General features: G+C 65.9%; 19 protein-coding genes. 8 read left to right on the forward strand and 11 right to left on the reverse strand.

All coding sequences use genetic code 11. The features are described 5' to 3' along the window. Together ctaD and G5A46_RS00495 are read left to right on the forward strand one after the other, a co-directional pair. On the forward strand, positions 1-1,671 hold the full coding sequence (gene ctaD, locus G5A46_RS00490) for a cytochrome c oxidase subunit I (RefSeq protein WP_163846295.1): 1,671 nt from the start codon (positions 1-3) through the stop codon (positions 1,669-1,671). A gap of 276 nt (positions 1,672-1,947) precedes the next feature. Next, positions 1,948-2,424 carry a DUF2244 domain-containing protein gene (locus G5A46_RS00495; RefSeq protein ID WP_163846297.1) on the forward strand — a complete coding sequence of 159 codons (477 nt, stop codon included), beginning with the start codon at positions 1,948-1,950 and terminating at the stop codon, positions 2,422-2,424. Positions 2,425-2,509: 85 nt separating this feature from the next. On the opposite strand, the gene G5A46_RS00500 is transcribed toward G5A46_RS00495, so the two are convergent. Further along, positions 2,510-2,971, reverse strand: coding sequence for a GatB/YqeY domain-containing protein (locus G5A46_RS00500; RefSeq protein ID WP_163846299.1), 462 nt, complete (start codon positions 2,969-2,971; stop codon positions 2,510-2,512). 162 nt (positions 2,972-3,133) lie between these two features. On the opposite strand from G5A46_RS00500, the gene carA reads away from it, so the two are divergent. Together carA and G5A46_RS00510 are read left to right on the forward strand one after the other, a co-directional pair. After that, positions 3,134-4,306 (forward strand): glutamine-hydrolyzing carbamoyl-phosphate synthase small subunit, encoded by a 1,173-nt coding sequence (gene carA / locus G5A46_RS00505; protein ID WP_163846302.1) that lies wholly within the window; start codon positions 3,134-3,136, stop codon positions 4,304-4,306. An 89-nt stretch (positions 4,307-4,395) separates the two neighbouring features. Continuing rightward, a complete protein-coding gene (locus G5A46_RS00510; RefSeq protein WP_163846304.1) occupies positions 4,396-6,312 on the forward strand; it encodes a glycosyltransferase in 1,917 nt (638 codons plus the stop codon). Here the strand turns inward: G5A46_RS00510 and G5A46_RS00515 are convergent. Beyond that, positions 6,272-6,910, reverse strand: coding sequence for a GntR family transcriptional regulator (locus G5A46_RS00515; RefSeq protein ID WP_163846305.1), 639 nt, complete (start codon positions 6,908-6,910; stop codon positions 6,272-6,274). The genes G5A46_RS00510 and G5A46_RS00515 overlap by 41 nt on opposite strands. 107 nt (positions 6,911-7,017) lie before the next feature. Between G5A46_RS00515 and G5A46_RS00520 the strand changes: the two genes are divergently transcribed. Then, positions 7,018-7,668 (forward strand): pyrimidine 5'-nucleotidase, encoded by a 651-nt coding sequence (locus G5A46_RS00520; RefSeq protein WP_163846307.1) that lies wholly within the window; start codon positions 7,018-7,020, stop codon positions 7,666-7,668. Between the two features lie 85 nt (positions 7,669-7,753). Then, a complete protein-coding gene (locus tag G5A46_RS00525; RefSeq protein WP_163846309.1) occupies positions 7,754-8,956 on the forward strand; it encodes a UbiH/UbiF family hydroxylase in 1,203 nt (400 codons plus the stop codon). Positions 8,957-8,975: 19 nt separating this feature from the next. Here the strand turns inward: G5A46_RS00525 and G5A46_RS00530 are convergent, their stop codons facing one another. Together G5A46_RS00530 and G5A46_RS00535 are read right to left on the reverse strand one after the other, a co-directional pair. After that, on the reverse strand, positions 8,976-9,434 hold the full coding sequence (locus G5A46_RS00530; RefSeq protein WP_163846311.1) for an Lrp/AsnC family transcriptional regulator: 459 nt from the start codon (positions 9,432-9,434) through the stop codon (positions 8,976-8,978). Continuing rightward, positions 9,431-9,892 (reverse strand): Lrp/AsnC family transcriptional regulator, encoded by a 462-nt coding sequence (locus G5A46_RS00535; RefSeq protein ID WP_163846313.1) that lies wholly within the window; start codon positions 9,890-9,892, stop codon positions 9,431-9,433. The genes G5A46_RS00530 and G5A46_RS00535 overlap by 4 nt, the downstream gene beginning before the upstream one ends. A 33-nt stretch (positions 9,893-9,925) precedes the next feature. On the opposite strand from G5A46_RS00535, the gene ilvC reads away from it, so the two are divergent. Continuing rightward, positions 9,926-11,032, forward strand: a complete 1,107-nt coding sequence (ilvC, locus tag G5A46_RS00540) for a ketol-acid reductoisomerase (protein ID WP_275585251.1) — start codon at positions 9,926-9,928, stop codon at positions 11,030-11,032. 63 nt (positions 11,033-11,095) lie between these two features. Here ilvC and folP read toward each other — a convergent pair whose 3' ends face one another. From folP to G5A46_RS00575, 7 genes are all read right to left on the reverse strand, one after another. Continuing rightward, entirely contained in the window at positions 11,096-12,103 is a 1,008-nt protein-coding gene (gene folP, locus G5A46_RS00545; protein WP_163846316.1) for a dihydropteroate synthase, read from the reverse strand. Positions 12,104-12,162: 59 nt separating this feature from the next. Continuing rightward, positions 12,163-13,065, reverse strand: coding sequence for a dihydroneopterin aldolase (locus tag G5A46_RS00550; protein WP_163846318.1), 903 nt, complete (start codon positions 13,063-13,065; stop codon positions 12,163-12,165). A 33-nt stretch (positions 13,066-13,098) separates the two neighbouring features. After that, complete coding sequence (locus tag G5A46_RS00555; RefSeq protein WP_163846320.1) at positions 13,099-13,725, reverse strand: cell wall hydrolase; 627 nt, start codon at positions 13,723-13,725, stop codon at positions 13,099-13,101. Between the two features lie 149 nt (positions 13,726-13,874). Continuing rightward, positions 13,875-16,439 carry a putative PEP-binding protein gene (locus G5A46_RS00560; protein WP_163846322.1) on the reverse strand — a complete coding sequence of 855 codons (2,565 nt, stop codon included), beginning with the start codon at positions 16,437-16,439 and terminating at the stop codon, positions 13,875-13,877. 90 nt (positions 16,440-16,529) lie between these two features. After that, positions 16,530-18,608: a glycine--tRNA ligase subunit beta gene (gene glyS / locus G5A46_RS00565; protein WP_163846324.1), complete on the reverse strand. Its 2,079-nt coding sequence runs from the start codon at positions 18,606-18,608 to the stop codon at positions 16,530-16,532. A 132-nt stretch (positions 18,609-18,740) separates the two neighbouring features. Beyond that, on the reverse strand, positions 18,741-19,274 hold the full coding sequence (locus tag G5A46_RS00570; RefSeq protein ID WP_163849809.1) for a DUF6446 family protein: 534 nt from the start codon (positions 19,272-19,274) through the stop codon (positions 18,741-18,743). After that, positions 19,274-20,218 (reverse strand): glycine--tRNA ligase subunit alpha, encoded by a 945-nt coding sequence (locus G5A46_RS00575; RefSeq protein WP_163846326.1) that lies wholly within the window; start codon positions 20,216-20,218, stop codon positions 19,274-19,276. Before G5A46_RS00575 ends, G5A46_RS00570 begins: the two co-directional genes overlap by 1 nt. A 175-nt stretch (positions 20,219-20,393) precedes the next feature. On the opposite strand from G5A46_RS00575, the gene G5A46_RS00580 reads away from it, so the two are divergent. Beyond that, positions 20,394-22,196 (forward strand): trypsin-like peptidase domain-containing protein, encoded by a 1,803-nt coding sequence (locus tag G5A46_RS00580; RefSeq protein WP_163846328.1) that lies wholly within the window; start codon positions 20,394-20,396, stop codon positions 22,194-22,196. Positions 22,197-22,233: the final 37 nt, after the last annotated feature.

The following is a 22,233-nucleotide window of genomic DNA, read 5'->3' on the forward strand; positions in this document are numbered from 1 at the left end:
ATGGCGGACGCAGCCATTCACGGCCATGGGCATGAGGACAATCGCGGGTTCTTCACCCGTTGGTTCATGTCCACGAACCACAAGGACATCGGGATTCTCTACCTGATCGTCGCCGCAGTCGCGGGTCTGATCTCGGTGATGTTCACCGTCTACATGCGCATGGAGCTGATGCATCCCGGCGTTCAGTTCATGTGCCTGGAAGGCGCACGTTTCTTCGCCTCCGATGCGGCATGTACACCAAACGGGCACCTCTGGAACGTGATGATCACCTATCACGGTGTCCTCATGATGTTCTTCGTCGTGATCCCTGCCCTCTTCGGCGGGTTCGGCAATTACTTCATGCCGTTGCAGATCGGCGCGCCGGACATGGCGTTCCCGCGGATGAACAACCTGTCGTTCTGGATGTATGTCGCGGGCGTCGGCCTGGGCGTCGCCTCCCTGCTGGCGCCGGGCGGCAATGACCAGCTCGGTTCCGGCGTGGGCTGGGTGCTCTACCCGCCGCTGTCCACGTCCGAGGCGGGCTTCTCCATGGACCTGGCCATCTTCGCGGTCCACGTCTCCGGGGCGTCCTCCATCCTTGGCGCGATCAACATGATCACCACCTTCCTGAACATGCGTGCCCCCGGCATGACCCTGTTCAAGGTGCCCCTGTTCTCCTGGTCGATCTTCGTCACCGCATGGCTGATCCTGCTGGCCCTGCCCGTTCTGGCCGGCGCCATCACCATGCTGCTGACCGACCGGAACTTCGGGACGACGTTCTTCCAGCCCTCCGGCGGCGGTGACCCGATCCTCTACCAGCACATCCTGTGGTTCTTCGGCCACCCGGAGGTGTATATCATCATCCTCCCCGGCTTCGGCATCATCAGCCATGTCATCGCGACCTTCTCCCGGAAGCCGATCTTCGGCTACCTGCCGATGGTCCTGGCCATCATCGCGATCGGCGTGCTGGGCTTTGTCGTCTGGGCGCACCACATGTACACCGTGGGCATGTCCCTGACCCAGCAGAGCTACTTCATGCTGGCCACGATGGTCATCGCAGTACCGACGGGGGTAAAGGTGTTCAGCTGGATCGCCACGATGTGGGGCGGCTCTGTCGAATTCAAGACGCCGATGCTCTGGGCGTTCGGGTTCCTGTTCCTGTTCACCGTGGGCGGCGTGACCGGCGTGGTGCTGGCACAGGCGCCGGTCGACCGGGCCTATCACGACACCTATTATGTCGTGGCGCACTTCCACTATGTGATGTCACTGGGCGCGATCTTCGCCATCTTTGCCGGTATCTACTTCTACTTCGGCAAGATGACCGGTCGCCAATATCCCGAATGGGCCGGCAAGCTGCACTTCTGGGCGATGTTCATCGGGGCCAACCTGACGTTCTTCCCGCAGCACTTCCTGGGCCGTCAGGGGATGCCGCGCCGTTACATCGACTACCCCGAAGGCTTTGCCGTCTGGAACTACTGGTCGTCGATCGGCGCCTTCCTGTCCTTCGCCAGCTTTGTCTTCTTCTTCGGGGTGGTGATCTATTCGCTGACCCGTGGTGCCAAGGTGACGGAGAACAATTACTGGAACGAATATGCCGACACGCTGGAATGGACCCTGCCGTCCCCGCCGCCGGAACATACGTTCGAAACCCTGCCGAAGCAGGAGGATTGGGACAAGGGCCACGCCCATTGATCCGATCCGTTCAGATCAGGAAAAGGGGCGCCAATGGCGCCCCTTTTTCGTGGCGGGGCCGGGGTGCCTGGCCCGGCGCGCGGGCCCAGACGTGACGGCAGACATGGCAGCAGACATGGCGGACGTGATGCTATCAGGACGGGTGCAGGGACGGTGCCCCGAGATCCGGGGAGGCGCGTGGCGCAAGCGTGGATCCGCCTCCGGCGGCGGTATTTTCCGCCCGAAGGAGACCGGCCGGCGCCCCCTGCCCCGACAGCGGGAAAGGCGACATTGGCAATGAGTTACAGATGGGAAAGCGCGCATCGCCTTGTCTTGCAACCGCACCGGTCCCTGCCGCCCCGAGGGTTCGCCATGGTGATCGGGCTGTTCTTTGCCCTGATCACCCTGCCCCTGCTGGGAGTGCTGGGCCGCGCCGCGCTTTGGGGGCTGCTGCCCTTCGCTATGGGTGCGGTGGCGGCGCTGTGGTGGGGACTGCGGCGATCCTACCGCGACGGCGCCTTGCGCGAAGTGCTGACCCTGGAGGCCGCAGAGATCACGCTGACCCGCCACGATCCGCGCGGCGAAGACCGGGAATGGCGCTGCAACCCCTACTGGGCACAGGTCACGCTGCACCCCACCGGTGGACCGGTGCCGCACTACATCACCCTGCATGGCAATGGTCGGGCGGTGGAGATCGGGGCGTTTCTGGCAGAGGGCGAACGCAAAGCCCTTTACCAAGATCTGAGCGAAAGGCTGGCCGAGGCGCGGGGCTGAAGGCCGACCGCCCGCTGGAAGGCCCCGAGATCAGGCGACGTGCCCATGCCGGACAGTCTCGGGGGGGGAGGCGAGCGCCGGAGAGTCAGCCCGTCAGCCGATCCTTTACCCGGCCGCCCACGCTGCCGAAATCCATCTGCCCGGTGTACCGCTGCTTCAACGCGCCCATGACCTTTCCCATGTCCCTGATGGAGGAGGCGCCGATCTCGGCAATGGCCGTGTCGATGGCCTGGGCCACTTCCTTGTCGGATAATTGGCGAGGCAGGTATTCCTCGATCACCGCGATCTCGGCCTGTTCCCGCTCCGCAAGGTCGATACGACCGCCTTCCTCGTAGGCGCGGGCGCTTTCCTGGCGCTGCTTGACCATCTTGCCGAGAATCGCCAACACCTCTGCATCGTCGACGCCATCCTCGCGTCCCTCTGCCCTGACAGCGATGTCCCGATCCTTGATCGCGGCATTGATCAGCCGCAGCGTGCTCAGCCGGTCCGTCGCACGGTCCTTCATTGCCTGCTTCAGCGCAACATTCACGCGTTCGCGCAATTCCATCCCGGTATCCCTTCCGGTAGCATCAAAGCCTCTGGTTATACGCCGCACGGCAGGCTGAGACAAGGGACTGCCGCAGCGCAGCAATCCCCCTCCCTCCCCTTGACCGCCTGCGCGCACGGGCATAGATGTCGCACCGATTTGCCCCCCGGAAGGATGTAGCCGATGCCGATGACCCATGGCCAGAAACCGACCGCCTGCCTGGCGCTCGCTGACGGGACCCTGTTTCACGGACGCGGCTTCGGCGCCACCGGCGTGACCGAGGCTGAACTGTGTTTCAATACCGCGATGACGGGCTACCAGGAAATCATGACTGACCCGTCCTATGCCGGGCAGATCGTGACCTTCACCTTTCCCCATGTCGGCAATGTCGGCGTGAACCCCGAGGATGACGAAACCCAGGACCCCGTGGCGGCGGGCATGGTGGTGCGCTGGAATCCGACCGATCCGTCCAACTGGCGTGCCGCTGATACGCTGGGCGCCTGGCTCGCCGCACGCGGCCGGATCGCCATCGGCGGCATCGACACTCGGCGTCTGACCCGCGCGATCCGCGCTCAGGGCGCGCCGCATGCCGCGCTTGCCCATGACCCCGACGGCAACTTCGATGTCGAGGCTCTCGTCGCACGCGCCCGCGGCTTTGCCGGGCTGGAAGGCATGGACCTGGCGCGCGACGTGACCTGTGCGCAAAGCTACCGCTGGGACGAAATGCGGTGGGCCTGGCCCGAGGGCTATACCCGCCAGCAGGCCGCCCGGCACAAGGTCGTGGCGATCGATTATGGCGCCAAACGCAACATCCTGCGCTGCCTGGCCTCTGCCGGTTGCGACGTCACCGTTCTGCCCGCCACCGCCACGGCGGAAGAGGTTCTGGCCCATGCCCCCGACGGACTTTTCCTGTCCAACGGGCCGGGTGATCCTGCGGCGACGGGCGATTATGCGGTGCCGATGATTCGCGACATTCTGGACAAGACCGAGATGCCCGTTTTCGGCATCTGCCTTGGCCACCAGATGCTGGCCCGCGCCTTGGGCGCCCGCACGGTCAAGATGAACCACGGCCACCATGGCGCCAACCACCCGGTCAAGGACATCGAGACCGGGAAGGTTGAAATAACGTCGATGAACCATGGCTTTGCCGTCGACAGCCAATCCCTGCCCGACGGCGTGATGGAGACCCATGTGTCCCTGTTCGACGGGTCCAATTGCGGGATCAGGATGACCGAGCGGCCGGTCTTCTCGGTGCAATACCACCCCGAGGCAAGCCCAGGCCCGCAGGACAGTTTCTACCTGTTCGAACGCTTCGCCGCGCATATGAATGCCGCGGCGGAGAGGGTCGACGCGTGATCCCTTAACCCTTCCTTAAGGGTTTCTTAGGCTCAGATTAACTTCACCCTGCGACACCAAGGGGAATCCGGTGTTGCAGGGGATGTTGAATGAGCAGGGATTCGCATGGCGCGAAACGGAACGGCAGCGCGGATGCCGTTCCCGTCACCTGGTTGGCCGAGGCGCCCCCGCTTTTCGCCCCCGGGCCGATGATGCCCCTCGCGTCGCCTGCTGCCGGTGGCGCAGGGCCTGACGGGGCATTGGACGTCATGGCCCGTCTGCGCGGCACTCGCCATGTCGATCTGCGGGCGGTTCCACCGGATCCGACGCTGTCTTCGCTGCTGCCACCGCAATTCTGCCTGCGCCACGGGCTGGTGCCCTGGTCCTTTACCGATGGACAGGTGATTTTCGCGGCCGACCGTCCCGACAGCTTTGCCGCCAGCCTGCCATTGATCCGGCAGGAAGTCGCGGACCTGGCCATCGTGGCGCAGCGCCCGGTTCTGGCTGACCGCGCGCAGATCCAGGCCCATGTCTCCTCCCGTCACCGGGCCGCCCTGACCCGCGCCATGGCGACCCGCGTCCCCGAAGACCAAAGCTCTCGCAGCTGGACGGCCTCCACCCTGGACCGTGTGTTGCTGGTCGCCCTGATCGTGATTGGCATCGGCCTGGCGATGGCCTTCTTTCCCACTGCGGCGCTCTTTGCGCTGACGGCAGGCGCGGCGGTCACTCTGGTGATCTCCGTCCTGATGAAAGCTGCCGCAGCCCTGGCGACCCTGACGGCCCCCGCCGCCCCGGCCCGCCCGCCGCACGTGCCACCGGGCGCCCTGCCGCGCATCTCCATCCTCGTGCCCCTCTATCGGGAGCGTGACATCGCCAGCGCCCTGATCGGGCATCTTGAGGCGTTGAAATACCCCCGCGACCGGCTGGAAATTCTGCTGGTATTGGAAGAACATGACGAAATCACCCGCCGGGCCATCGCCGGTAACGCCCTGCCGCCCTGGATCCGCGCCATCGTGGTACCCGACGGTACGCCACGGACCAAGCCGCGGGCGATGAACTACGCGCTGGACTTCTGCTTTGGCGACATCGTAGGCATCTACGACGCTGAAGACGCGCCAGAGGCCGATCAATTGCTGCGCGTCGCGGCACGTTTTTCCGCAGGACCCGCCGATCTGGCCTGCCTGCAAGGGGCCCTAGATTACTACAATCCAAGGCAGAATTGGTTGGCGCGCTGCTTCACCGTTGAATACAACACCTGGTTCCGCCTGATGATGCCCGGCATGGCCCGGCTGGGATTTGCCCTGCCGCTGGGCGGTACCACCTGTTTCTTCCGGCGCGACGCGCTGGAGCTGGTCGGCGCCTGGGACGCGCATAATGTCACAGAAGACGCCGACCTGGGCTTTCGCCTGGCGCGTCACGGCCTTCGTACGGAGATGATCGCCACCACCACCCATGAAGAAGCGGCCTGCCATTTCGTTCCCTGGGTCAAGCAGCGGTCGCGCTGGCTCAAAGGGTACCTCGTCACCTATTTCGTCCAGATGCGCAGCCCGCGCCGATTGCTGCGCGACCTTGGCCTATGGCGGTTCATCGGCTTCAACGCCCATTTCGTCACGGCGCTGTCGTCCTTTATCCTGGCGCCGTTCCTGCTGTCGTTCTGGCTGTTCCTGCTGGGTCTGCCACACCCGTTGGAACCCTGGTTGCCGCATGACATGCTGGTGATCCTGACGGCGCTGTTTCTGCTGGCGGAATTGCAGAACATCACCCTGGGCGTCGCCGCGACCTTGCGCGACAGCCACCGTTTCCTGTGGCCCTGGGTGCCGACGATGCATTTCTATTTCCCTCTGGGCTGCCTGGCCGCTTACAAGGCGCTTTACGAGTTGGTGCTGCGCCCCTTCTATTGGGACAAGACCAGCCACGGCCATTCTCTCGTCGCGCCTGCCCCCCCTGCCCGGACGCAGCAGCCCGTTGCCACGGCGGCCCCGGTCTTCAGATCTCGCCGGCGGTCGAATCCAGTTTCAGACGGGTGACAAAGGCCTTGGAAATATGATCGCGCAACGCCTCAGCCGCGCTGCCCGCGTCACGGTTGGCCAGCGCCTGCACGATGCGATGATGCTCGGCCAACGCCTTCTCGCCACGGCCCTCCGCGGCAAGGGAGGTGGTCGCCAGCAGCGCCATGGACCGATGCACAAGGTTCAGCTGCTGCACCAGGAAGAGGTTGTGCGATGCCAGGTGAATTTGTCGATGAAACCGCCGGTTCGCGCGCGACAGGGCGTCAGGGTCGCCCATGATCTGGCGGTCTTCCTCCACCATATCCTGCAAGACGCGGATTTCCTCTTGCGTGGCGTGGCGGGCGGCAAGACGGGCGGCCAGCGCTTCCAGCTCTGCCCGAACCACATAGAGTTCCGACAATTGGTTATGATCCAGCGAGGCGACAATCAGCGACCGCCCGTCGCGGGTCAGCAGGCTTTGGGTTTCCAGCCGCTGCAACGCCTCCCGGACCGGGGTCCGGGAGACGCCGAACCGCTCTGCCAGCTCACTCTCCACCAGCCGGTCTCCTGGGCGATAGATGCCCACGTCGATCGCCTCCAGGATCAGGGAATAGGCATCCGTTGGCGCCGTTTTCATCGCGCGTCTCCCTTGGTCTGGCCGCGTCGCGTCACCCTATCCCCGGCGCCACCCGCGCGGCAAGCAGGCGACTTGCGCCGATTGTCGCGCCCGCCTATTGCTGCGCCATGGCACGCGCTGATTTCTCACATGTTCGCACCTGGGTCTTTGACCTGGACAATACCCTGTATCCGCCCGCCGCCCGCCTGTTCGACCAGATCGAGCAACGGATGACCGACTGGGTGATGCGCGAACTGCGCGTCCCTCGGGAGGAAGCGAACCGGCTGCGCACCGAATATTGGGCGACCTACGGCACCACGCTGGCCGGGCTGATGGACCTGCACGGCGTAGATCCCGGCCCCTATCTGGAAGAGGTGCACGAGATCGATTTCACCGTGCTTCGGGCCGACGCCCTGTTGGCGTCGCATTTGCGGGAATTGCCGGGCCGGAGGATCGTTTTCACCAATGGCTCTGCCCCCTATGCCCTCCGGGTGCTGGAAGCACGGGGCCTGGCGGGGTTGTTCGATGCGGTCTACGGCGTGGAACATGCCGGTTTCCGCCCCAAGCCGGAGCGCGCCGCCTTCGAGACGGTGTTCACCTCCGACGGGCTGACCGGCACCACCGCCGCGATGTTCGAGGACGACCCCCGCAATCTGCGCGTCCCGCACGAGATGGGGTTGCGCTGCGTGCATGTCGCCCCCGAACCCCTCGCGGATCGGCCGGACCATGTGCATTATCACACGCCCGACCTGACCGATTTCCTGGGGCGGCTGATCTGACCGCTGCCGGTGCATACGGCGACGCGATGTCACGTGGACCCGGCACCGTGTCGAATTATCTCTGATCGAAGAGCGGGGGCAGCACATGGCCGAAGCAGTTGACATCGTGATCTCCGGCGGGGGCGTCGCCGGGTTGGGGGCAGCCTGCGTGATGGGCGCGGCGGGCTTCAGCGTGCTCTGCGTGGATCCGACCCCGCCGGTGACGAAGGCCACAGATCCGGGCGCCGACCTGCGCACCACGGCCTTCCTGCAACCGGCCCGTGCCCTGCTGGAGGATGCGGGGCTGTGGCCCGCCCTTGCGCCGCAGGCGGCTCCTTTGCGGATCATGCGCATCGTCGACGCGGGCGGTGATGCCGGGGTTGCGCGGTTGGTGCGCGATTTCAATTCGACCGAACTGGGGGACGCGCCCTTTGGCTGGAATTTGCCGAACTGGCTGATGCGCCGGGAAATGCTGGCCCGGATGGCTGAGCTGCCCAATGTCACTTTCCGCCCCGGCATGGGCACCGCAACCCTGCTGACCCGCGAACGGGAGGCCATCGTGGGCCTGACCGACGGCACCCGCATCCGCGCCAGGCTGGTCATCGCGGCAGATGGGCGCGGATCGCCAATGCGGCAGGCCGCCGGGATCGCTGTCCGAACAACGCGCTATGGCCAGAAGGCGCTGGCCTTTGCCGTTACCCACCCGATCCCGCATGAGAACGTATCGACGGAAATCCACCGTTCCGGCGGGCCGTTTACCCTGGTTCCGCTGCCCGATCGCGAGGGTCATCCCTGCTCTGCCGTGGTGTGGATGGAAGATGGGCGCCGGGCGCTGGACCTGGCGCGGATGCCCGATGAGACCTTCGCACAGGCGCTGGCGGAACGCTCCTGCAACCTGTTCGGGCCGCTGACGCCGGTGACCCGGCGCAGCCTCTGGCCGATCATCACCCAGGTGGCCGAGCGGATGGCGGGCCAGCGCATCGCCCTGATGGCAGAGGCCGCGCATGTGGTCCCGCCCATCGGGGCGCAGGGGTTGAACATGTCCCTGGCCGATCTTCGGCAATTGCGCGACCTGGCAATGGCCGCGCCCGACCGGCTGGGCGATGCGCAGATGCTGGACTGCTATCACCGCGAGCGCCACCGCGACGTAAGCCTGCGCGCCACCGGGATCGACATGCTGAACCGTGCCAGTCAGGTTGCCGCCCCCCCCTTGCGCGACATCCGTGCCGGCGGGCTGAACGCCCTGTATTCGGCCGCGCCCGTGCGACGTTTGCTGATGGACATGGGGCTGGGCGCCCGCCGACAATAGGCTCAGCCCCTTGGGAGGCTCAGCCCAACGGGCCGGGCAGCCGTTCCTCGGACAGCAGGACATTGGCATCGACACTGCCCACCCCCGGCAGCGTCATCACACGGCGCCGCAAAACCCGTTCGAAATCAGAGATATCGCGCGCCGTGACCCGCAAGCGGTAATCGTAGACGCCCAGGACATGCTCCACCGTCTGGACCTCGGGGATGGCGGTGACGGCACGTTCGAAATCCTGCACGTTCATCCGTCCCTTCAGCGCCAGCTTCACCCCCAGAAACACCGTCACACCAAAGCCGAGAGCGGCCAGGTCCAGTTCCACCCGGCGGCCGGCGATGGCGCCGGCTTCCTCCAGGCGTTTCAAACGACGCCAGGTGGCGGATTGCGACAGGCCCAGGCGACGGCCAAGTTCACCGGATTTCTGGCCGGCGTCCTGGGTCAGTAGACGCAGCAGGCGGCGGTCAAGCGCGTCCAACTCAATCATACCGGCACGCTTTCGTCATTCTTGATCCGCGACAGATGCATCAGCGCCTCCAGATCGGCGATATGGGGCAGGGTCAGCACACGGTTCCGGTAAATATCCTGATAATGCGCAATGTCGCGCGCGATCAGCGACAGGCGGGCATCGACCTGACCGAGGAAGGTCTGGATCTCCAGAACTTCGGGGATCTGCCGGGCGGCGGCGATGAATTCGTCAAAGGCGCGCGGCTGCGTCTTGTCCAGCGTCACCCGCAACGACACCTCCACCGAATAGCCCAGGGCGCGCCAATCGATCATCGCGCGCTGGCCCCGGATCACGCCGGCGGCCTGCATCCGTTCGATACGCCGCCAGCAGGTGGCGGCGTTCAGCCCCGCGCGCTCCGCTATTTCCGCGGCAGAGGCGGCGGGCGCATGTTGCATCTGGCGCAGGATACGCCGGTCCGTGTCGTCGGTATCAGCCATTCATAAATCTCGCTTTCCACGCATTGATATCTCATGAACATCGTCAAAACCGCAATCCGTGAAATCCAATTCCTTGCTGATCGGCTATTCTGCCACCAGAAAACAAAGGAGAGAAAGATGCGCGTTTACTACGACCGCGATTGCGACATCAACATGATCAAGGACATGAAAGTGGCCATCCTGGGTTACGGCTCCCAGGGTCACGCCCATGCGCTGAACCTGCGCGATTCGGGTGCCAAGAACGTCGTCGTGGCCCTGCGCGAAGGGTCCCCCTCGGCCAAGAAAGCCGAAGGCGAAGGGCTTCAGGTCATGGGCATCGCCGAGGCCGCCGCCTGGTGCGACCTGATCATGTTCACCATGCCCGACGAACTTCAGGCCGAAACCTACAAGAAATACGTGCATGACAACCTGCGTGACGGCGCCGCCATCGCCTTTGCCCACGGGCTGAACGTGCATTTCGGCCTGATCGAGCCGAAGCCCGGCGTCGACGTCATCATGATGGCGCCCAAGGGTCCGGGCCACACGGTGCGCGGCGAATACGTCAAGGGCGGCGGCGTGCCCTGCCTGGTGGCCGTGAACAACGATGCCTCTGGCCGCGCGCTGGAAATCGGCCTGTCCTATTGTTCCGCCATCGGTGGCGGCCGCTCCGGCATCATCGAAACCAACTTCCGCGAGGAATGCGAAACCGACCTGTTCGGCGAGCAGGCCGTTCTGTGTGGTGGCCTGGTGGAATTGATCCGCATGGGCTTTGAAACGCTGGTCGAAGCCGGCTACGCGCCGGAGATGGCCTATTTCGAATGTCTGCACGAGGTGAAGCTGATCGTGGACCTGATCTACGAAGGCGGCATCGCGAACATGAACTATTCGATCTCCAACACCGCGGAATATGGCGAATATGTCTCCGGGCCGCGGATCCTGCCCTACGACGAGACCAAGGCGAAGATGAAGGCCGTTCTGCGCGACATCCAGACCGGCAAGTTCGTCCGCGATTTCATGCAGGAAAACGCCGCCGGCCAGCCCTATTTCAAAGGCACGCGCCGTCTGAACGACGAACACCAGATCGAGGAAGTCGGCCAGAAGCTGCGCGACATGATGCCCTGGATCTCCGCCGGGAAGATGGTCGACAAGGCCAAGAACTGATCCCGCTTTCCGGGACCACACGCGAAAGCCCCGGCCATGTGCCGGGGCTTTTTGCGTTTGGGGTCAATATGCTGCGCGGACCGCTTCGCGCAGATTCATGGCCTGGCGGGTGGCGGCCACGTCATGTACGCGCAGCATTTGCACCCCCTGATCCAATGCCCCAAGAGCCACGGCGACGGAGCCGTGCACCCGTTCCGCCGCGACTTCGGCCCCACCATAGGTTCCGATGAACCGCTTTCGCGAGACGCCCAGCAGGATCGGGCATCCCAGCCCGTGAAACAGCGAGAGCCGGTTCAGGATCGCCAGGTTCTGCGCGCCGGTCTTGGCGAACCCGATGCCCGGATCGGCCAGGATGCAAGCGCGCGGAATGCCCTGCGCTTCCACCGACGCAATGCGGGCATCGAGTTCGGCGTAGACCTCCAGCAGCACGTCTTCATAGGCGGCATGATCCTGCATATCGGCGGGCGTACCGCGCATGTGCATGACGCAGACCGGCAGGCCGCTGTCGGCGACCAGCGGGGCAAGCGCAGGGTCATGCGCCAGCCCTGATACATCGTTGATCAGCCCCGCCCCCGCCTCGATGGCCGCGTGCGCCACAGCCGCCTTGCGCGTGTCGATGGAGATGGGCGCGCCCAACCCCGCAATGGCGGCGATCACCGGGGCGGTGCGGTGGATTTCCTCCTCCGGCGGAACCTCGGCGGCGCCGGGTCGGGTGCTTTCGCCACCGATGTCGACCAGGTCGGCGCCCTCGGTCAGCATCCGGGCGGCGTGATGGCGCGCCGCCGCGGGGTCAAGGTATTGGCCGCCGTCGGAAAAGCTGTCCGGTGTCACGTTCAGGATGCCCATGATCCGCCCCCGATCCAAAGTCAACCCGGCGATTGCCGGGCGCGGCGCGCAAAGCCGGTCGCGCCATGCTTCCGGCAGGGCGGTCGCAGGCAGCAGGCGGGCGCGGCCTCCAGGGCGCAGCTCCTCCACCCGGTCGAACTGGATCGGGCCGCCCGCCAGGGGCAGCGCGCCGCAGGGCATCAAGCCGGCGGGCAGCGGAACGGGGCGGTAAAAAACGTCATCCATGCCGCCGGTGATGGCCCGGCGCGGGGGCATTTGGCAAGAGGGCGATCAAGGGGGGGCGATCAGGGCACGGGCAGTTGCGGCGCCGTCGGATCGTGCCGGTCCCAGCCTGCCGCACCGGTGGCGGCGACCAGCAGCCTGAGGGGCGAATGCAGGTCGCGGGCCAGCCAATTGGCGACCTCCAGACCGCTTTCGCCCACCGTGATCGGCGCAGCTGGCGTATCCAGGATCAGTTTCGATGGCGCCCAGAGGCAGGCCCGCGCCCTGCGCAACGCCCAATCCAGTTCCGTCCGCGTGGCGACGACGTCAAGGCCGGGCACAAGCGCTGACAGCGACCAGGCCGCCTGTTCCATTGCCAGCAGGTCGATGCGCAGCTGGGCGGCGGTGGTCGCGGCGCGGGGCCTGTCGGTGGCCGGGGCCGCGCTGATCACGACCGGGGCCGCTGCGCTACATTGGGCCAGCCAGCCGATCAGATGCGACGCTTTCTGCGCGTCAGTTCCCAAGTGCAGGAACAGCGGCGCAGGGGGGGGAGTGGCAGTGGCAGCGGCGGTGGGACGGTCGCGCATGATCTCCACCCCCAGAACCCAGGGGCCGCGATCCAGCTTCTCGATCCGAACGAAGACACGCGCGGCCAGGGGTTCGGCCAGGATGCGGGTGGCGATATGTTCCGCCAGGGTTTCCAGCAGATTCAGCCGCCCGGCGGCCAGGGCGCTGTCGATCGCTTCGCTCACCCGGTCGTAGGAGAGGATGCGATCAACATCATCCTCGGGTCCGGTGTCGGGGGGGGCGACTTCCACCACCACGTTGAACCGCAGGGTCTGGGTGACGCCACGCTCGACCTGGAAGGCACCTATCTCGACCTTCCTGACATAGTCGCGCAGGGAAATCCGATCGGCCGGCGCATCTCCGGAGAGGGCCAGCGACCGTGCCAGCGGATGGTCGAAGGCCTGGCCCGTTTCCGTCATGCGCTCACCGCCGAACCTGGCACCGGGGAGCCGTCAGTTGGACGAGACGCGGGTGGGCATCCGGTAGAAATAATGCACCCCGATGGAGGCCGTGCGCGGGAACCGGCGGGCCCAGCGGGGAGAGACGGCATTGGTGTGGTAATGCGTGGCCCCATGGGTCAACGGACGCGGCGCATCATTGACCATCAGCGCCGCGATCTTGGCCACCCGGTTATAGGCGGCGGGTTCGGCGATCACCTCGTCATGGCCGTCGCAGGTATAGGTGAACTGGCAGGCGTAGCGGCGACCGGTGCCCTGGTTCACCACCCCGCACACGGTGGTGGGGTATTCCGGGCTGTCGACACGGTTCATGATCACCTCGGCGACCGCGAATTGGCCCATCACGCTTTCGCCGCGCGCTTCGAAATACAGCGCCTCCGCCAGGCAGGCGAAATCGTCACCGCCGCTGCCGGCGGGCTGGGTGCGCAGCCAGTCGCGGCTGTATTCAATCCTTTTAGCGGCGGCGGGTTTCGGCGGTGCCTTCAGAAGGTCGGCCAACCCGCGTGTGGAGACGGAGGCGAGTTCGGCACGCTCCTGATGAACGATTTCGGCCAAGGGGTTCTCGGCCAGTGCCGAAGTTGCCATCAGCAGCCCCGCCGCCAGCGAAATCAATGCGCGCATTCCTGTCCCTCGTCTCTACCCACGTCGTCGAAAGCAGGCCGATATGGCGTTTTGGCCCGATAAACAAGGCCCGAGGCCCCGACCGCCAGTAAACAGGCGGAACCTGACCAAAGGGTTAAGCGTTGCGAAGAAAGTCAAAAATCGTCGATCTATCTGATTCTCAACGTTGAATCCTGCAGCTCGGCGCGGATCCGCAGCTGCGCCGCCGCCAGGATCGCCACTGGCACCCGGAACGGTGAACAAGACACGTAATCGAACCCGGCGTCCCGGCAGAAGGCGATTGATTCGGGGTTGCCGCCGTGTTCCCCGCACACCGAAAGCACAAGATCCTTTCGCGCGGCACGCCCCCGGCTGGCCCCGATTTGCAGCAATTCGCCCACACCATCCGTGTCCAGCATGTGGAAGGGATCCTCGGGGAAAACCCCCTGCTGCACATAGGTGGACATGAACCGGCCGGCATCATCGCGCGACAGCCCGTAGGTCATCTGGGTCAGGTCATTGGTTCCGAACGACATGAAGGCCGCATGGGGCGCGATTTCCCCCGCGCGCAGCGCGGCACGCGGCGTTTCGACCATCACGCCCAGCCGATAGGTGAAATCGCGGCCCTTCTCGTTGCGCACGGCGGCGGCGACGGCATCCACACGGGTCTTGATCAGCTCGACCTCGCGACGGGCAGAGACCAGGGGGATCATGATCTCCGGCACCACCTGCGCACCCTCGCGGCTGGCGGCGACGGTGGCCTCGAAAATGGCGCGGGCCTGCATCTCGTAGATCTCGGGCAGGGTGACGCCCAGGCGCACACCGCGCAGGCCCAGCATCGGGTTGTATTCGGTCAGCGCCGCGACCCGGCGCGTCACGTCCGACAGCGGCAATGACAGGGCGGCGGCCAGTTCGCGCATCCCCGCACGGTCTGCGGGCAGGAATTCGTGCAGCGGCGGATCGAAGAGCCGGATACAGACGGGAAGACCTTGCATGATGCGGAAAAGCTCTATGAAGTCCGTGCGTTGCATTGGCAGCAACCGATCCAGCGCGGCGCGGCGGTCCTCTCCCGTATCGGCAAAGATCATTTCGCGCATCACTGTCAGCCGGCCGGTTTCGAAGAACATGTGCTCGGTCCGGCACAGCCCGATCCCCTGCGCGTTGAAACTGCGCGCGATCTGGGCGTCGGCGGGAGTGTCGGCATTGGCGCGCACGCCGATATCGCGATACTCGTCCGCCCAGGCCATCAGCGCGGTAAAGGCCTCGTCCTGCGCGGTTTCCAGCAAGGGCACCTCACCGGCCAGGATCTCGCCGCGGGTGCCGTCGACGGTGATCACCTCGCCCGCCGTCAGCACGCGACCATCCGGGGCAATCAGGCGTTCGCGGCCCAGTTCGAACCGCAGCCCGGTGACGGAGACCACGCAGGGCAGGCCCAGGCCGCGACCGATCACGGCGGCATGGCTGGTGATACCGCCGCGTTCGGTGATCACGGCGACGGCGGCATGCATTCCGCGAATATCCTCAGGCGCGGTTTCCCGACGCACCAGGATGCAAGCCTCCCCCCGGGAGGCCATGGCCTGCGCATCGGCGGCGGAGAAGACGATGCGGCCCACGGCGGCGCCGGGGCTGGCGGCGATGCCCTGGCCGATGCGGTCGCGCGGCGCCTCCGGGTCGACCTGGCGGTGCAGCATCTCGGTCAGGGCACGCGGCTCAACCCGGCACAGGGCCTCGGGGCGGGGGATGATACCGTCCTGCGCCAGCGCCACGGCGATCCGGACAGCCGCGCGCGAGGACCGCTGCACGCGTACCCCGTCCAGCACATGGACCTCGCCATCGACGATGGTGAATTCGGTCTGCATCTCCTCGCGCAGGCGCTGCCGCATCAGAAGGGTATATTCCTTCAGTTTCTCAAAGGCTTCGGGCGCCAGCTCCTCCAGCGAGACACCCCTGTCGTCGCGTTCGAGAAAGACGGATTTCGCCCCCTTCTTCAACGCGTCCCGCCCCTGGCCCTGGCGCAGGTAGCGGCCCGTCACCTTGGGTCGCCCGGTGGCCGAGGACACCAGCTGGATCACCCCGGATCCGCATTCGCCACGGCCCAGCCCCAGGGCCATTTCCTGTACCACCAGCCCCAGCCCGGCATCGGCCGGCGCACCCTTGGCCTGACGCAGCAAACGCGCGGTGGTGCCCTCCCAGGCGCGGGCCATGGATTGCAGCACGGCGGCCAACTGCACGGCAGGATCCTGGGGGAACGGCTCTTCCGTCTCCTGCTCATAGGCGGTCAGGGCCTGGGACAGGCCGTCGGGGCCTTCGTCCTCGTGATCCTCGAACATGTCGGGGTCCAGCCGGTCGACATGGATCGCATAGGCGCGCACGAACCGGATATAGAGCCGCGTCGCCGCGTCTTCGCCGATTTCAGCGGAAAAGGCGGCATGAAGGGCGTCGTTCATCCCGATGTTCAGGATCGCACCGGGCCCGCCCCAATCCGGGTCTTCGGAGGACGGGCGCACACACAGCAGCCGGTCGGATTGAAACGGCGCCAGCAGGGCCGCCATGTCCGGCATCCGGCGGCCGGCTGCGATATCGTGCACGGCGTCAAAGGACAGCGCAACGGTGCGCGGGACGGGAATATCCAGCCGCACCAGCCGTTGCAGGCATTTCGCCCGACCGCCGTGGGTGACGGCGGCGATGGGGGCCTCCGGCGTGATCTTGATGATGTAGGCGCTGTCTTGCTGCACTGCGGCGCTCCTGTCGGTCGGCGCAGGATACGCCTCGCGCGGCACAGGGCAAGCCCTGCGGGGACGAATTCCGCCCGCCCGGATCGGGCCTTAGCCCTCGATCCGGGTCAGATCGGCCACCTGGAGGCAGGTCGTGCGGATCATCGACAGCAGGTTCAGGCGGTTGCGGCGCACGATCTCGTTCTGCGCATTGACCTGTACCGCCTCGAAAAAGGCGTCGATGGGGGCACGCAGGGCGGCGACGCGGTTCATGGCGCCGGCGAAGTCCTCTGTCTCCAGCGCTTTGGCGACAGGGGTCTTGGCGTCTTCCAGCGCGGTAAAGAGGGTCACCTCTTCCTCCGCTTCGGCAAATTTCGGGTCGGCGCCGAATTCATAGGCCACGCCGTCCTTCTCCTCCGCCTGGGCCAGAATGTTGTTGGCGCGTTTGAACGCCTGCACGAGATTCTCGCCATCATCGGTCTTCAGCACGTCGGACAGGGCAGTGGCCCGGTTGACCAGTTGCAGCAGGTCGTCATTGCCCGGCATCGCCAGGCAGGCGTCGATCACGTCGTGGCGGATCCCCTCGTCGCGCAGATGGACCTTCAGCCGGTCATGGAAGAAGGAGAGGAGATCCTCCGCCGCCCCCTGCCCCGCCGTCCCCGGCTGCGCGGCCAGCGCGCTGGCGAAGATCGGCTGCAAAGGCAACCGCAGCCCGTTCACCAGCACCAGCCGGATCACCCCAAGGGCCGCGCGGCGCAGGGCAAAGGGATCCTTGGAGCCGGTGGGCTTTTCGTCGATGGCCCAGAACCCGGTCAGCGTGTCCAGCTTGTCCGCCAGCGCCACGGCGATGGAGACGGGCGCCGAAGGCACGCTGTCGGACGGGCCAAGGGGGGAGTAATGCTCCTGACAGGCGGCAGCGACCTGCGGCGGCAATTCGGCGGCCTGGGCATAATAGCGCCCCATCAAGCCCTGAAGTTCTGGAAATTCGTAGACCATCTCCGAGGACAGATCGGCCTTGGCCACCCGCGCGGCCTGTTCGGCCAGCGCGGCATCGGCGCCCAGCTGCGGCGCGATGTCCCGCGCCAGCGCAGCAATGCGGTCGATCCGGGCGGCCTGGCTGCCCAGCTTGTTGTGGAAAGTCACGTTGGAGAGCTGTTCGGTCCAGACCTCCATCCCCGTTTTCGCGACGCGCAGGTCATTTTCCCAGAAGAACCGCGCATCGGACAGGCGCGCGGCCAGAACTTTCTGATTGCCGGCCAGGATGGTCGCGCCATGGTCGCGCGTTTCGCGGTTGGCCACGGTGATGAACCTTTCGATCCGCCCCGTCTTGGGATTGCGGACCGAGAAGAATTTCTGATGCTCCTTCATGGAAGTTTGCAGAACCTCGGGCGGCAGAGCCAGGAAATCGGCGCCGATCTCGCCCATCAGCACGACGGGCCATTCGACCAGCCCCGCCACTTCGGCCAGCAGGCCGCGATCCTCGACCACGTCCAGCCCCTGTGCAAAGGCCTGGTTGGTGGCGTCCTGCCAGATGGCATCCGCGCGCTCTGCCGGGTCGAGAAGGACGAAGCGGCGTTTCAGCTGGGCGGCGTAGTCGTCGAACCCCGTAACGCTGATCCGCCCCGGCGCCATGAAGCGGTGGCCCTCCGTCGTGTTGCCGGCGATGATGCCGTCAACCTCCAGCGGCACCACCTCCGCGCCCGCCTCGTCGCTGAGAATGCACAGGATGGAATGCAGCGGCCGCACCCAGCGCAGGCTGCCCGCGCCCCAGCGCATGGATTTGGGCCAGGGGAAATTCCGGATCACGTCCTCCAGCACCTCCGCCACGATGGTGGGGGCGGGACGGCCCGGTTTCTCGATCACCGCATAGAAGACGCGGCCCTTCTTGTCGTCGCGTTCCTCCAGCTGGTCGCGGGTCAGCCCGGCGCCGCGCAGAAAGCCCTCGATCGCCTTATCGGGCGCATCGACGCGGGGTCCCTTGCGTTCTTCGCGCAAGGTGGGGCTTTCGCCCAGCAACCCGTCGATGGCCAGCGCCAGCCGGCGCGGCGTGTGAAAGGCGGCGGCGCCCGCATAGGTCAGACCGGCCTCTACCAGGCCGTTGGTCATCCGGGATTTCAGATCCTCCGCCGCACGCGCCTGCATACGGGCGGGAATTTCCTCGGAGAACAGTTCAATCAGCAGATCGGGCATCGGTCTGGTCCTTCTGGCGCCGGGGCGGACATCGTGCGGCGCTGATACGAGTGGCCCCGTCGGAGGGTCCAGCAGGACCGGGGCATTGCGGATCCGGCCGGGCGCGGGGCGCGCGCGACGGCCGGGACGTGGTTACTGGCGGGCGGTGCCGTCGGGCGGCGGGGCGCAGCCTTCGGGGGCAGCGTGGCCGTCGAACACGACCTCGCCGCAGCGGTTGATCTGATGCCAGGCATAGCCCCGACCGTCCTCGGTGATGGCGACAACGCGGTCGATACCGTATTGCACGTCGCGTCGCGACAGGAAGGCCAGCGCCCGGCCATTGTCCAGCGCCACACCCAGGTCATCGGCGTCAAAGCAATCGAACCAGCCGGGGGCCTCGCGCGGTTCGGCCTGCGGGTAGGTCTCGTAGGTTTCGGTCAGCATCGCCTGGCTCATCTGCGTGGTGAAGCAGGCGCGATACCGGATCGGAGAGCTGTCGGCGTCAATGGCGGTGAAATCATCGTAAAGCACCGGCTCCGCCTGGCCGGAGGCCAGTGCCGTCAGCACCACGTCATCCTGTCCGTTGGCCTGCACCCGGTCGTAAAAGGCATAAACCTGGAAATAATACAGCGCGATCCCGGCGACCAATGCAGACACGACGATGACCCCTGCCAGTACCTTGCCCATCATGCCGCTGTTTCCGGCTCCCAGCCACCGGCCTCCGTCATCACGAAGGCATCGGCGCATTGCTTGGCCAGCGCCCGCACCCGCCCGATATAGGCCTGCCGTTCGGTCACGGAGATGACACCGCGCGCATCCAGCAGATTGAACAGGTGGCTGGCCTTGATGCACTGGTCATAGGCGGGATGGGCCATCACGATGCGCTTGCCTGTCTTGGGGTCCAGATGGTCCTGGGCCAGGATCGCCTCGCATTCGGCCTCCGCCTCCTCGAAATGCTTCAGCAGCACATCGGTATTGGCCACATCGAAGTTCCAGCGGGAATATTCCTGTTCGGTCTGCCGGAAGACATCGCCATAGGACAGCGCGATCGGCGCCTGGGGATCGTTGTAGGGCATGTCCATGACGTGATCGATGCCCAGCACATACATCGCCAGCCGTTCCAGCCCATAGGTCAACTCACCGGAGACGGGGCGGCAATCATGGCCGCCGACCTGCTGGAAATAGGTGAACTGGCTGACTTCCATGCCGTCGCACCAGACTTCCCAGCCCAGCCCCCAGGCCCCCAGCGTCGGGCTTTCCCAATCATCCTCGACAAAGCGGATGTCGTGCATCTCCATGTCGATGCCGATCGCCTCCAACGAGCCGAGGTAGAGCGCCTGAAGATCCGGCGGCGAGGGTTTGATCAGCACCTGATACTGATAGTAATGCTGCAACCGGTTCGGGTTCTCGCCATAGCGTCCATCGGTCGGCCTGCGGGAGGGCTGCACATAGGCCGCCGCCCAGGGGCGGCTGCCCAGGCTGCGCAGGGTGGTGGCGGGGTGGAAGGTACCGGCGCCCACCTCCATGTCATAGGGCTGCATGATCGCGCAGCCCTTCGTCGCCCAGTAGGATTGCAGCCGCAGGATGATCTCCTGAAAGCTCTTGGGCCTGTCCGGTGCTGTCTGGGTCATCCGCCCCTCCGAAACCTTGGAATTGCTCAGGCTGCTGATTACGGGCCGCAATGGCGGGGGTCAATTGCCCGCCATGCCATTATTTGGGTGCAAGGGCGCGACGATTTGCTAAAACGACAGGGAATGCATGGAAAAGCCGCGGGGACAGCGGCGGCGTATGGGCAAGAGGCTAGTCATGATCCGTAGAATTTTTACCCTGGTGCTTTTGACCCTGGTGCTGGTGCGACCCGCCGTCGCGCAGGACAGCGATCCCGTCTGGGTCCAGGTGGAGGCTCATCCGAGCCTGCGGGAAGCACAGGAGGCGATCCGCCGCTATTCCCGTGACCTGAACGATGTGAACGGCTTTTCCCTGGGCGGCGGCTGGTATGCCATCGCGCTTGGCCCCTACAGCCGGGCGGATGCCAACCAGGTCCTGAACGTGCTGCGCGCGGAACGGTCGATCCCGCGCGACAGCTACATCGCCTTTCCCGCATCCTTCCAGCAGCAGTTCTTCCCGGTGGGCGACAATACCCTGTCCAACCCCGCCATCCCGGCCCGGCCTGGCGCGGACGACCCCGACAGTGCAGACAGCGGCGCAGCCCGGACCGTGCAACTGACCGATCCGGCCCCTGAGCCGGAGCCCCAGCCGCAGCCCGAACCAGAGCCCGTCGTGATCGAGGAAACCCCCGCCGAAGCCCGGCGCAGCGAGGCCCTGCTCAGCCGTGACGAGCGGATGTTCCTGCAAGTCGCCCTGAAATGGGCGGGATATTACAGCGCCGGGATCGACGGCGCCTTTGGCCGGGGCACGCGCGGCTCCATGGCGTCGTGGCAGCGCGACAACGGCCATGAACCCACCGGCGTCCTGACCACGCGCCAGCGGGAGAAGCTGATCGGACAATACAACGCCGTTCTCGAAGGGCTGGACCTGCGCCGCCATGTGGATCGCGACGCGGGCATCGAAATGGACCTGCCGCTGGGGGTCGTGGCCTTTGACCGCTACGAGGCGCCCTTTGCCCATTTTGACCCCACCGGCACGCCGGAAGACGCGCGGGTGATCCTGATCTCGCAGGCGGGCAACCAGGATACGCTTTACGGGTTGTATGACATCATGCAGACGCTGGCGATCGTGCCCCCCGACGGGCCGCGCGAACGGGGCAACAATTCCTTTACCCTGGTGGGGGAAAACCGGCGCATCGTCTCCCATACCGAGGTCACGTTGAAAGACGGGCAGATCAAGGGGTTCACGCTGGTCTGGCCCGCCGGCGACGAGGAACGTCGCACGCGCCTTCTGGGCGAGATGCAGCGCAGCTTTGCCCGGCTGCCCGGCACGCTGGACCCCGGCCGGGGCGCCTCGCAGGATCAGCAGATCGACCTGGTGTCGGGGCTGGAAATCCGCAGGCCTCTGCGCTCCCGCTCCGGCTTCTTCGTGGATGGCGCGGGCAGCGTGGTGACCACCGCCGCCGCCGTCGCCAGCTGTGGCCGCATCACCCTGGAAGGGGAACAGGAGGCGCAGGTCGCGCGCCGTCTGGACAGCGCGGGCGTCGTGCTGTTGCGGGCCACCGGCGCGATGGCGCCGCGTGCGGTGGCGGAATTCTCCGCCTCCATCCCGCGCATCCAGTCGGACATCTCCGTCGCGGGCTATTCCTACGAAGGGGTGCTGGGCGCGCCGACGCTGACCCATGGCACGCTGGCCGACATCCGGGGCCTGAACGGCGAGGACGGCGTGGACCGGTTGGCCATCCGCACCCTGCCCGGCGATGCCGGCGGCCCCGTCTTCGACGCCGCAGGCGCGGTGATCGGCCTGCTGCAATCGGGTGAGGACGCAGGCCGCACCCTGCCCGAGGACGTCGCCTTTTCCGTCGATGGCCGGCTGATTCTGGACATGCTGGCGGAGGCCGGCATCCAACCCCGCACCGCAAGCGCCACGGCCTCCATGCCGGCGGAATTCGTCACCCGCCGCGCCAATGACATCACCGTGCTGGTCAGCTGCTGGGAGTGACCCCGGCGGCGGGTGGGCGACAACGCGCCTTCCTCTG

The sequence above is a fragment of the Pseudooceanicola aestuarii genome (genome assembly GCF_010614805.1).
Lineage (GTDB): Bacteria > Pseudomonadota > Alphaproteobacteria > Rhodobacterales > Rhodobacteraceae > Pseudooceanicola > Pseudooceanicola aestuarii.

Excerpts from the sequence above, each read along its gene's own strand:
- G5A46_RS00575 (WP_163846326.1), bottom strand. The coding sequence starts at position 20,218 with ATGACCCAGACAGCACCGGACAGGCCCAAGAGCTTTCAGGAGATCATC.
- ilvC (WP_275585251.1), top strand. The coding sequence starts at position 9,926 with ATGAACATCGTCAAAACCGCAATCCGTGAAATCCAATTCCTTGCTGAT.
- G5A46_RS00510 (WP_163846304.1), top strand. The coding sequence starts at position 4,396 with ATGAGCAGGGATTCGCATGGCGCGAAACGGAACGGCAGCGCGGATGCC.
- carA (WP_163846302.1), top strand. The coding sequence starts at position 3,134 with ATGCCGATGACCCATGGCCAGAAACCGACCGCCTGCCTGGCGCTCGCT.
- G5A46_RS00515 (WP_163846305.1), bottom strand. The coding sequence starts at position 6,910 with ATGAAAACGGCGCCAACGGATGCCTATTCCCTGATCCTGGAGGCGATC.
- G5A46_RS00530 (WP_163846311.1), bottom strand. The coding sequence starts at position 9,434 with ATGATTGAGTTGGACGCGCTTGACCGCCGCCTGCTGCGTCTACTGACC.
- G5A46_RS00555 (WP_163846320.1), bottom strand. The coding sequence starts at position 13,725 with ATGCGCGCATTGATTTCGCTGGCGGCGGGGCTGCTGATGGCAACTTCG.
- ctaD (WP_163846295.1), top strand. The coding sequence starts at position 1 with ATGGCGGACGCAGCCATTCACGGCCATGGGCATGAGGACAATCGCGGG.
- G5A46_RS00500 (WP_163846299.1), bottom strand. The coding sequence starts at position 2,971 with ATGGAATTGCGCGAACGCGTGAATGTTGCGCTGAAGCAGGCAATGAAG.
- G5A46_RS00495 (WP_163846297.1), top strand. The coding sequence starts at position 1,948 with ATGAGTTACAGATGGGAAAGCGCGCATCGCCTTGTCTTGCAACCGCAC.
- G5A46_RS00520 (WP_163846307.1), top strand. The coding sequence starts at position 7,018 with ATGGCACGCGCTGATTTCTCACATGTTCGCACCTGGGTCTTTGACCTG.
- G5A46_RS00570 (WP_163849809.1), bottom strand. The coding sequence starts at position 19,274 with ATGGGCAAGGTACTGGCAGGGGTCATCGTCGTGTCTGCATTGGTCGCC.
- G5A46_RS00525 (WP_163846309.1), top strand. The coding sequence starts at position 7,754 with ATGGCCGAAGCAGTTGACATCGTGATCTCCGGCGGGGGCGTCGCCGGG.
- G5A46_RS00535 (WP_163846313.1), bottom strand. The coding sequence starts at position 9,892 with ATGGCTGATACCGACGACACGGACCGGCGTATCCTGCGCCAGATGCAA.
- glyS (WP_163846324.1), bottom strand. The coding sequence starts at position 18,608 with ATGCCCGATCTGCTGATTGAACTGTTCTCCGAGGAAATTCCCGCCCGT.
- G5A46_RS00550 (WP_163846318.1), bottom strand. The coding sequence starts at position 13,065 with ATGACGGAAACGGGCCAGGCCTTCGACCATCCGCTGGCACGGTCGCTG.
- G5A46_RS00580 (WP_163846328.1), top strand. The coding sequence starts at position 20,394 with ATGATCCGTAGAATTTTTACCCTGGTGCTTTTGACCCTGGTGCTGGTG.
- folP (WP_163846316.1), bottom strand. The coding sequence starts at position 12,103 with ATGGATGACGTTTTTTACCGCCCCGTTCCGCTGCCCGCCGGCTTGATG.